Raw genomic sequence first — 10,603 nt, 5'->3', positions numbered from 1 at the left:
ACTTAGTACGCTCTTGCAAACACTACCGTGTGTTTCGCTTGTTCACCACAAGCCAGGCACGTATGCTTTTCTTCCGCAGGCTGGAACGGAATGTTCCGGCTTGTTGCACCTGTTACTTCTCTTACTTTATCTTCGCAAGCTTCAGAACCACACCATCCAGCCAGTGTGAACCCGCGTTTGTTCTCCATTAGTTCTTTCATCTCATCAAGCGTATCTACAGAGTAGAAGTTGTCCGACATAAACGTGCGAGCACGTTGCAGCATATCGGCTTGCACTTGAGTCAGCATCGTCTGGATTTCTTCCACCAGATTTGCTTGTTCAACAACTTTCTTCTCTCCAGTAATCCGGGAAACGAGAACACACACACCGTTCTCCATATCACGCGGACCAATTTCGAGACGAATTGGAACACCACGCATCTCGTATTCATTGAATTTCCAGCCTGGACGAACATCACTGCGATCATCCATTTTCACACGAATTCCCGCTTGTTTCAGTTCAGCGAACAACTCGTCCGCACGGCCTACAACGGCATCACGTGTTTTTGGCGGTCCAATTGGAATCATAACCACTTGTGTTGGTGCAACTTTAGGAGGAAGTACCAGACCACGGTCATCCCCGTGAACCATGATTAACGCACCGATTAGACGTGTGCTTACCCCCCATGAAGTGGTGTAAGCCAGCTCCAGCACATTATTCCGGCTAAGATACTGAATTTCAAATGCTTTTGCAAAGTTCGTTCCCATGTAGTGTGATGTACCTGCTTGTACAGCACGTCCATCCTTCATCATGGCTTCGATCGAGTACGTATCCACCGCACCCGCAAACTTCTCGGATTTGGTTTTCTGACCCACAATTACCGGAATAGCCAAATACTCTTCAACCACTTCACGATAAATCTGAAGCATTTTCATCGTTTCTTCACGTGCTTCTTCTTCGGTCTCATGCGCAGTGTGACCTTCCTGCCACAGGAACTCACTTGTGCGAAGGAAAGGCAACGTTCTTTTTTCCCAACGGACTACGTTAGCCCACTGGTTGATCAATACCGGAAGATCCCGATAAGACTGAATCCACTTGGAATACATGTGACCAATAATCGTTTCGGATGTAGGACGGATTGCCAGACGTTCTTCCAGCTTCTCTCCCCCAGCTTCCGTAACCCAAGGCAATTCGGGATTGAAGCCTTCAACATGTTCTTTTTCTTTTTGGAAAAAGCTCTCGGGAATGAACATCGGGAAGTAAGCATTGCGATGGCCCGTTTCACGGAAACGACGATCCAACTCATCCTTAATATGTTCCCAGATCTCAAATCCGTCTGGTTTGAAAACAATACAACCGCGTACGGGTGCATAGTCCATGAGATCAGCTTTTTTAATAACATCAATGTACCAGCGTGAGAAATCCTCGCCCTGAGGTGTAATTTCAGTCACGAACTGTTTATCATTTTCCTTTGACATAAGACTCCAGCGTCCTCCCATAACGACTATCTCTGAATAAACAGAGCGTAGTCAAACCATAATTATCCGTTAATTAATCGTAATATATCATTATATGTTACTGCCAGCATCAGTACAAACAACATCGCAAAGCCGACAAAATGAACCATGCCTTCCCGGTTGGGGTCAACAGGTCTGCCTCGCAGCGCCTCAATCCCGAGGAAAACCAAACGGCTTCCGTCAAGCGCTGGGATGGGCAACAGGTTGAAGATACCAAGATAGAGGCTCAAAATGGCAGCCCACCTGGTTAATTGCTCAATACCCTGTTTTGCAATCTGGCCCGTAACCTCAAACGTACGCACCGGACCACCGATATCGTCCATGTTAAATTGATTAATGAGATGTCTGAATCCTTCAAAAATCACTCTGGTCGTATCCACCATGGCTACTCCGGACACTTTAAATGTTTCCACGAATCCAACAGAACGGGTTGGCAGCGTAGGTACAATACCCACTTTACCGCCTTCCTGGCCTTCTACCGCGCGAGGTGTGATCGTAATATTAAACGTTTCATTCCCCCGGCGCAGCGTCCATTCCATTGGCTTGTCTTTGGAATCGGCAATCATGCTCACCATTTTTTGCGAATCCGTACCAATAGCAGTACCATTGATCGTCTCAATGATATCTCCCTTTTGCAAATTTGCCTGGTAGGCAGCTCCACCTTCAAGCACTTCACCAATCTCCAGATTTTTCGGATTCTCAACTGGAACCCCAGCCATCTGTGCATAGACTGCAAATAAAACAAAGGCCAGGATGAAATTCATGAGTGGACCGGCAAAAATCGCCATTGCCCGCTGACCTACCGTTTTACTGCCAAATTGGCGATCTTTCGGTGCAATCTGCGTTTGTTTTCCACGGCTCACGAGCATCGCTTGCGGATGTATCCGGTACTGCTGAATTTCGCCATCCACATCAAGTTGCAATTTCAATGCATTCTCCATATCAATGGAGATGACTTCACCACGAATGACATTTTTTCGATTATCCAATTGATCGAGGTAGATCATTTTGACTTGGTCATCCGCTGATCTTACTGCAATGGTCTGACCTTCTTGAATCTCTACTAGTTCCGGGTCTTCCCCTGCCATACGTGCATATCCGCCAAAAGGCAGCAAACGCAGTGTGAACTGGGTCTCGTTTCTTTTATATGAGAACAATTTGGGACCAAAACCGATCGCAAATTCCCGTACAAGAATACCGGCGCGTTTGGCAAAATAATAATGTCCCCATTCATGAACCGTCACGATGACAAAGAACATGAGCACCGTTAGAAATACCACTTGTATGGTTTCCAATCCCTATCCATCCTCCTTCACGGCACGAACCGCAGTCTGTCCCTTTAGATTATCATTATTCTCTGATGCCGCACAAGAGAATCACTTCTTCCATTTTATCTTGAAAAAAGAGATTACAGACTGAACGCAAGTTGACGGCTTTCCTGATCACATCTTGCGATTTCCTCCAGATCAGGCTCGTCCACATTGCGGTGCGCATCCAGCACAGAAGCAATAATATCCTCTATTTTAAGGAACGAAATCTCTTTACGCAAGAAACGTGCTACGGCAACCTCATTGGCTGCATTAAACGCCGTTGTTGCGGTTCCCCCCATTTTACCACACTCGTATGCCATTCTTAAACAAGGGAACCGTTCCATATCCATCTCACGGAAATGCAGCTTGCCCGCTTGTGCTAGGGATAGACGTTGTGCAGGTGATGGCAAGCGGTCTGGATAGGTCAATGCGTACTGAATCGGAACGCGCATGTCCGGATTGCCAAGCTGTGCAATAATGCTCGTATCATTGAACTCCACGTAGGAATGAATGATGCTCTCCGGGTGAAGCAGCACATCAATCTGATCATAACTTAGACCAAAAAGCCAATGCGCTTCAATAACTTCCAGACCTTTATTTACCATCGTCGCCGAGTCTATCGTGATCTTCGAGCCCATGGACCAATTCGGATGTTTGAGCGCATCTTCTACGGTAACTTCCTTCAGCTGTTCACGAGTCAAATCACGGAATGATCCTCCAGAGGCAGTTAGCGTAATTCCCATCACACGTTCACGGGGTTCTCCATTCAAGCATTGGAAGATAGCGGAGTGCTCACTATCCACAGGCAGAATCGGTACCCCTTTCGCAACTGCTCTGGCAGTAACAATGTGTCCCGCTGTAATTAGCGTCTCCTTGTTAGCCAGCCCGATCTGTTTGCCTGCATCAATAGCAGCCAGGGTCGACTCAAGCCCAACACTTCCCATTACGGCAGTAACAACCGTATCTGCATCCGTGCCGGCAGCGACTTCCACCAGTCCTTCTTTGCCATAAAAAAGCTGCGTTTCGGCAGGCAAGTGCGGAGCTACGGTCTCTGCTAACTCTTTTGAGCCAACCGATACCTTTTTTGGGCGATAACGCTTCGCTTGCTCTATCAGCAGTTCTATATTGCCCCCAGCAGCAAGTCCCTCTACTTGAAAGCGTTCGGGATGCATATCGACTACATCCAGTGTCTGGGTTCCAATGGAACCGGTTGACCCGAGAATCGCAATTTTTTTCATGCTGCACCTCATCTTTATTTATCCAATGCCTATGACAAATCGTTCGTCATGTGGCTTGTGCTCATTTTTAATAGGGCAGAAGCATTAGTATATGTACGAATGGAAAAACGACAATCCAGCTGTCGCACCGATCCAGAATACCACCATGCCCCGGGAGCAAATTACCGGAATCTTTGATGTTATACACACGTTTGTAAGCAGATTGAATCAAATCTCCCATCTGTCCTACAACCGCACATGCAACCCCAATCCAGATCGCTCTTTGCCAAGACAACAAGCCGTCTGACACCCATGCAAAAACAACAGAAGTGACTACTGCGATTATAATACCACCCAGCGCACCCTCCACCGTTTTGTTAGGACTGATCGAAGGCCAAAGTTTGTTCTTCCCGATAAGTTTCCCTACAAAATAGGCACCTGCATCACTTGCCCATATGGAGCCCAGAAGCAGGAACGTCCAGAACAGCCCATGATGCAAGTGTCTGGATTCCGCGATGTAATAAAAACCGATTCCAATATACATTACTCCCAGAAAGAGCATGGCGACTGTATTCACAGGAATCTTGTTTTTAGTTACAACAGACGCCGTCATTAATACAAGCATCACAAGCCAGCCAATCTGGAATAACGTTAGCGGCCTGGCTTCCCATACCATTTCCCAAGGAAACACAATTGCAAAGATACCTGCATAACCGATTAGGGCTACACCTGAAAAAGGCTGTACCCCGGTCATTTTCACAAATTCATAATAACCGATGAGAGCCATAAGCAATACCAAACCATGGTACCAGGGTCCGCCCAGCATGCAAAAACCCAAAAACAACACACCTGCTATGATTCCTGTCGTTAATCGCTGTTTCAACGGCTTCATCCTCCATCTATTTCAAACCGCCGTAACGCCTTGTTCTGCGCTGATATTCGGCTACTGCTTCAAGCAAATGCTTTTTGCCAAATTCGGGCCAGTATATATCCGTAAACCATAATTCGCTATATGCAAGCTGCCAAAGCATGAAATTGCTTAATCTCAACTCTCCGCTCGTCCGGATCAGCAAATCCGGATCAGGCATATCTCCAGTGAGCATATGTCTGTCAATGAGTTCAGGCGTAATGTCGTCTGCCGATAATTCCCCCGACTTTACCTGCAGAGCGATCTGTTTGACACAGTCTGTCATTTCGCGACGACTTCCGTAGTTCATTGCAAAATTCAAAACAAGTCCTGTGTTATGTTCCGTAAGACGAATAGCTTCACGCAAAGCATTAATGGTATGGGAAGGCAAGTGCTCCTCCTGGCCCATCATACGGATGCGTACATTTTTTTCTATAAGCTCATCCAGCTCTATCGCCAAAAATTCTTGCGGAAGCCGCATCAGAAAATCCACTTCTTCTTTTGGACGCGTCCAGTTTTCTGTCGAAAAAGCGTACATCGTCAGATATTTGATGCCCAGTTCATCCGCCGCGATGGTCGCACGTTTGACCGCCTTCATCCCATTCTGGTGGCCAGCTATTCGTGGGAGACCCAAACGTTTCGCCCATCGTCCATTGCCGTCCATAATGATGGCGACGTGCTGCGGGATATTATCCTCGGATATAGTCAGCGTTTCCTGCTTGTCAGCCCCATTCCACCACGACCGAACCCGTTTGATCATTCCTGTTCCTCCAAAATCCCTGAAGTTTCTTCACCTGAAGCTTGGAAAAAGAGACAAAACCCCACCGTATTGGAGGGGCTGCGCTTGTCTTACACTTCCATGATTTCTTTTTCTTTGGCAGCGAGTACCTTATCGACTTCAGCAATAAACTTGTCGGTCGATTTTTGGATGTCGTCTTGATGTCTCCGGGACTCGTCCTCGGAAATGTCTGACTTCTCCATTTTTTTAATATCATCATTCGCATCACGGCGAATATTACGAATGGCTACTTTGCCTTCTTCACCAAACTTTTTCGTCAACTTCACAAGTTCTTGTCTGCGTTCTTCCGTAAGTGCTGGAATGGACAGACGAATCATAGTTCCGTCGTTCGCTGGCGTAAGACCAAGATCGGATTTCATAATAGCACGCTCAATGTCCCCCATGGAGGATTTATCCCACGGCTGGATCAGCAGTGTCCGGGAATCCGGTGTACTGATATTAGCCAATTGGTTGAGCGGAGTCATTGCACCGTAATACTCCACTTGAATCCGGTCGAGAAGAGCCGGAGTTGCACGACCTGCACGCAAAGTGGCAAGATCACGTCGTAACGCTTGAATCGCTTTATCCATACGTTCTTCGGCATGTTTTTTAACCGCTTGTGGCATTAATCTACACTCCCTTTAACGATTGTCCCGATGCGTTCACCAAGAACAACACGTTTGATGTTACCTTGTTCCGTAATGGCAAATACGATCAACGGAATGTTGTTGTCCTTACACAGCGAGGACGCCGTTGAGTCCATTACACCAAGATCTTTGTTAAGTATATCCATGTAAGTCAACTGATCAAACTTGACAGCGGTGCTGTCTTTAAACGGATCTGCTGAGTATACACCATCCACTTTATTTTTGGCCATCAAGATGACTTCTGCTTCGATCTCTGCTGCGCGCAGTGCTGCTGTTGTATCGGTGGAGAAGAACGGGTTACCTGTACCTGCTGCAAAAATAACGACCCGGCCTTTCTCCAGATGACGAATAGCTCTACGACGAATATAAGGCTCTGCAATTTGCTGCATAGCAATCGATGTCTGTACGCGAGTAGGTACTTCAATCTGTTCCAATGCATCTTGCAGTGCGAGCGAGTTCATAACCGTCGCCAGCATCCCCATATAATCCGCAGTCGCTCTGTCGATGCCGTTCTCGCTACCGGCAATTCCACGCCAGATGTTTCCGCCGCCGCATACGATGGCAACCTGTACACCTAGTTCAACTACTTCTTTTACTTGCTGGGCAATCGACGAGATCGTCTCTGCATCAATACCGTAGCCATTTTGACCGGAAAGAGACTCTCCGCTGACCTTTAAGACAACACGTTTAAATACTGGCTGTTCCAATTATTCACCCTCCACTTTGAATTGAACACCTTCGGCGTTCAATCAACAAAACTTCTCGCGCATGGCCTCCTGCTTAAAAAGAAAGGAACACAGTTGTGTTCCGCTCTTTTAGGAAAAACGTTCAACCGGTAAGGCATTGTTTTCCTGGGATATAAGGGAGTAGCGCTTCGAAGTTTCATCATTCTTATATCTTCGAAAATCATTTCTGCTTGCCGGTTTGAAAACCGTCTTATTTGTTTACTTGGGACATAACTTCTTCTACGAAGTTGTCTACTTTTTTCTCAAGACCTTCACCCAGTTCGTAACGAACGAAACGACGGATGGAGATGTTTTCACCGATTTGGCTAATTTTTTCGTTCAACAGTTGGGAGATCGTTTTGTCTGGATCTTTAACAAAGGTTTGCTCCAACAGGCAGAATTCTTCGTAATATTTACCGATACGGCCTTCAACCATTTTCTCAACGATTTTTTCTGGTTTGCCTTCGTTCAGAGCTTGAGCTTTCAGGATTTCTTTCTCTTTTTCCAGCTCTTCTGTAGGAACTTCTTCGCGAGTTACAAATTTCGGGCTCGCTGCCGCAATTTGCATAGCGATGTCCTTAACGAAATCTTTGAATTGATCTGTTTTACCAACAAAGTCAGTTTCACAGTTAACCTCTACCAGCACACCAATACGGCCACCAGCGTGGATATAAGATTCTACAACACCTTCAGTTGCTGCACGGCCAGCTTTGCTTGCTGCTGCTGACAGACCTTTTTCACGAAGCAATTCAGCTGCTTTCGTGATGTCACCGTTTGCTTCTTCCAGTGCTTTTTTACAATCGAGCATACCTGCGCCCGTTTTTTCACGGAGTTCTTTTACTGCACTCGCATTAACTGCCATTATTAATTCCCTCCAAAAATAAGTAATTGTACGTACACTCTAAAAAAAGGGCAGTGAGAGGTTATCCACCTACCAACCACCCTTTTCATTTAATTCATTAGATATGTTCGAATCTATTAAGCGGAAGTTTCTTCGCCTTGGTTAGCTTCGATAACGGCATCAGCCATTTTACCTGTCAACAGCTTAACGGCGCGAATTGCGTCGTCGTTACCCGGAATTACATAATCGATCTCATCCGGATCGCAGTTTGTATCAACGATACCTACAATTGGGATACCCAATTTGCGAGCTTCCGCAACAGCGATACGCTCTTTGCGCGGATCGATGATGAACAGGGCGCTTGGCAGGCCTTTCATATTTTTAATACCGCCGAGGAATTTCTCCAGACGATCTTTCTCTTTGCGAAGCAAGATTACTTCTTTTTTAGGCAATACAGCGAAAGTACCGTCTTCTTCCCAAGCTTCCAACTGTTTCAAACGATCAATACGTTTTTGAATAGTTGAGAAGTTAGTCAGGGTACCGCCGAGCCAACGTTGGTTAATGTAGAATTGACCAGCGCGTTCAGCTTCTTCTTTAACGGAATCTTGAGCTTGTTTCTTAGTACCCACGAAAAGAATTGTACCATTCTCTCCTGCGATTCCTTTAACGAAGTTGTAAGCCTCTTCGACTTTTTTCACTGTCTTTTGCAAGTCAATGATATAAATTCCGTTTCTTTCAGTGAAGATATAACGATCCATTTTTGGGTTCCAACGACGAGTTTGGTGACCGAAGTGTACCCCAGCTTCGAGAAGCTGCTTCATGGAGATTACTGCCATCTTCACACACCTCCTAATATGGTTTTATTGTGTCCTCCGCCGGCATCATTTTTCGCCAAGACTCTCCATCAGGAAAGCACCCTCAACAAAATTAGCACATGCGTGTGTTTTAACACCGTTATCTAATATAGCATAACTGATTGCCTGATGCAACAGTCTTTCAAAGCAATTTATTGATCCATCATAGCGAGACAAAACTTGTCATTATTTATACGAAAAAACCGCCCTGCCTGAGCGTACTCAGTTTGACGGTTCTTTTGTAATCTTGGCGATAATAGATTTGAAGCTTTCGCCTTTTTCCAAGTCATAGGTACCGACCTGTATTTTGGTGTTAATCCGCTCTGCTCTTCCAGCCTTTATGAAAGCTTGTGCACTATCGACAATCCCGGCTTTCTCCAGATTCCCGGCCACGATGGCCAGACTGTTGCCTGAACGTACTTTGAACGATACAGTAGCCGCAGCTTCTGGACGATTAGGCGTTGACGGTTCGGTCGTCTTTGGCTGATCTACTTCGTCCTGTTTGTCGTTTTCATTGGTATCAGGTTGCTTTGGATCGTCAGGTTGCTCCGGTTTCACAGCCGATTCTGCCGCTTCAGGTGCCGTTGCCGTTTTCCCCTGCAGTTCACTGCTTTCCTGTTTCTTCTTCGCTACCCACTCAGCTTCTGTATACAGCTCATCATCAGAAGCTACAAGCTTCATATCCATGCTCTTAGCGGCTGCTTCAAGCTGTTCCATCGTCAGGTTGGCTGTAGCCAGCTCAGGGTCGAGATTACTCTCAGACAGTGCGTTTTGTCCAACCGTTGCAAGCTGCAGCAATACCGCACCAACAATCATGCCACTTCCAAGTCCAATCCATAAGGAGCGCTTGTCCATCTGTTAGCTCTCCTCCCGTTCTGCCAACTGTAAAATCAGCTGCACTTCTCCACGTTGTATGCCCGTCTGCTTGGCAATGGCATCCACTGACTTTCCTTCAGCATATAAATTAAACAGCTCTGCATATCGGTCCTTAATGGATTCACGTACAGGCTTAGATTCTTGTTCAGCGGCCTGCTCGTCTGCTTCTGACACCTGTTGGGCCGAATCTGGTCTTACACTGTCTACAAGCGCCTGAGCTTGCAATCCGCTTGAGCTATGTACCGGAATTATATTGGAGGGTACATCTGTTTGTGTCGCTTTACTTTCTTCCAGTTGATCCAGCCTCCGCTGTAATTCCTGAAGCTGTGATTGCATACGCTGATCTGCCGCCGTCGCCTCACCCTTCATTTCAGCAACACGCTGAATAAGAGCATCATTGTCGTTTTCTATCTCAGCCATATAGTGTTCAAGCGTAGATTCCATCTCTTGCACCAGGTGATGCCCAGGCTCCTGCACCTTGTTTTTCTTGGGCATGATAAGCGCATATGCAATTGCGCAGGCTCCTAATATGACAATAATGATCCATGGTGACAAATTGGGTTCTCTCCTTTTAATGCAGCCATCGAGGTTCAAGACTACACGTGAGTCACATGTTATCCATTACAACGACAGGTCAATATGTTTACCTTTGTATGGATGCTCAGCAGGTTTGACAGGTTCCAGGGCCGAAGTAGCTTCAGGTTCGTTGGAGCCACTCTGCTGCTCTTTGTTTCTAGATTGGCCATCACGAATATCTGTATGCGCTGTTTCATCCAAGGCCTCGCTTCGTTGCCTTGCTTCATTTGCTTCTTTGGCCGTTTGTTCCGCCAGCAAGTTCTGATCAATGACCGGTCTCTGCTGGGCTTCACTCTGATAACGCCCCGCCTCACTTGTTCTAGGTACGGCAATCTGCAGCTCAACCGCTTTGAAACTCATACGCTCACCTCACGGT

The 10,603-nt window shown here is 46.4% G+C and carries 12 protein-coding genes; all 12 read right to left on the bottom strand.

Going from position 1 to position 10,603, the window contains the following annotated elements:
* Nucleotides 1-2: 2 nt before the first annotated feature.
* Nucleotides 3-1,457: a proline--tRNA ligase gene (gene proS, locus BMY78_RS07240; protein ID WP_090896017.1), complete on the bottom strand. Its 1,455-nt coding sequence runs from the start codon at nucleotides 1,455-1,457 to the stop codon at nucleotides 3-5.
* A 62-nt stretch (nucleotides 1,458-1,519) separates the two neighbouring features.
* Nucleotides 1,520-2,791, bottom strand: coding sequence for an RIP metalloprotease RseP (gene rseP, locus BMY78_RS07235; RefSeq protein ID WP_076289526.1), 1,272 nt, complete (start codon nucleotides 2,789-2,791; stop codon nucleotides 1,520-1,522).
* A 113-nt stretch (nucleotides 2,792-2,904) separates the two neighbouring features.
* Nucleotides 2,905-4,044: a 1-deoxy-D-xylulose-5-phosphate reductoisomerase gene (locus BMY78_RS07230; RefSeq protein ID WP_090896015.1), complete on the bottom strand. Its 1,140-nt coding sequence runs from the start codon at nucleotides 4,042-4,044 to the stop codon at nucleotides 2,905-2,907.
* 67 nt (nucleotides 4,045-4,111) lie between these two features.
* Nucleotides 4,112-4,906 carry a phosphatidate cytidylyltransferase gene (locus BMY78_RS07225; protein ID WP_090896013.1) on the bottom strand — a complete coding sequence of 265 codons (795 nt, stop codon included), beginning with the start codon at nucleotides 4,904-4,906 and terminating at the stop codon, nucleotides 4,112-4,114.
* A 16-nt stretch (nucleotides 4,907-4,922) separates the two neighbouring features.
* Nucleotides 4,923-5,690: an isoprenyl transferase gene (locus BMY78_RS07220; RefSeq protein WP_063566384.1), complete on the bottom strand. Its 768-nt coding sequence runs from the start codon at nucleotides 5,688-5,690 to the stop codon at nucleotides 4,923-4,925.
* An 89-nt stretch (nucleotides 5,691-5,779) separates the two neighbouring features.
* The gene (gene frr / locus BMY78_RS07215; protein ID WP_090896011.1) at nucleotides 5,780-6,334 is read right to left on the bottom strand and encodes a ribosome recycling factor; all 555 of its coding nucleotides are present in this window, start codon (nucleotides 6,332-6,334) and stop codon (nucleotides 5,780-5,782) included.
* Entirely contained in the window at nucleotides 6,334-7,062 is a 729-nt protein-coding gene (gene pyrH / locus BMY78_RS07210) for a UMP kinase (protein ID WP_024630245.1), read from the bottom strand. Before pyrH ends, frr begins: the two co-directional genes overlap by 1 nt.
* Nucleotides 7,063-7,291: 229 nt before the next feature.
* Nucleotides 7,292-7,942: a translation elongation factor Ts gene (gene tsf, locus BMY78_RS07205; RefSeq protein ID WP_062326078.1), complete on the bottom strand. Its 651-nt coding sequence runs from the start codon at nucleotides 7,940-7,942 to the stop codon at nucleotides 7,292-7,294.
* A 116-nt stretch (nucleotides 7,943-8,058) separates the two neighbouring features.
* Entirely contained in the window at nucleotides 8,059-8,757 is a 699-nt protein-coding gene (gene rpsB, locus BMY78_RS07200; protein ID WP_024630243.1) for a 30S ribosomal protein S2, read from the bottom strand.
* Nucleotides 8,758-8,997: 240 nt separating this feature from the next.
* Nucleotides 8,998-9,630 carry an endolytic transglycosylase MltG gene (locus BMY78_RS07195; protein WP_090896009.1) on the bottom strand — a complete coding sequence of 211 codons (633 nt, stop codon included), beginning with the start codon at nucleotides 9,628-9,630 and terminating at the stop codon, nucleotides 8,998-9,000.
* Between the two features lie 3 nt (nucleotides 9,631-9,633).
* Nucleotides 9,634-10,206 (bottom strand): hypothetical protein, encoded by a 573-nt coding sequence (locus tag BMY78_RS07190; RefSeq protein WP_090896007.1) that lies wholly within the window; start codon nucleotides 10,204-10,206, stop codon nucleotides 9,634-9,636.
* Nucleotides 10,207-10,272: 66 nt separating this feature from the next.
* Nucleotides 10,273-10,587, bottom strand: coding sequence for a hypothetical protein (locus BMY78_RS07185; protein WP_090896004.1), 315 nt, complete (start codon nucleotides 10,585-10,587; stop codon nucleotides 10,273-10,275).
* Between the last annotated feature and the right edge of the window lie 16 nt (nucleotides 10,588-10,603).

Source organism: Paenibacillus sp. OK076 (genome assembly GCF_900110055.1).
Classification (GTDB): domain Bacteria; phylum Bacillota; class Bacilli; order Paenibacillales; family Paenibacillaceae; genus Paenibacillus.
The sequence above is the reverse complement of the archived record's forward strand: the minus strand, read 5'-3'. Positions and strand labels throughout refer to the sequence as shown.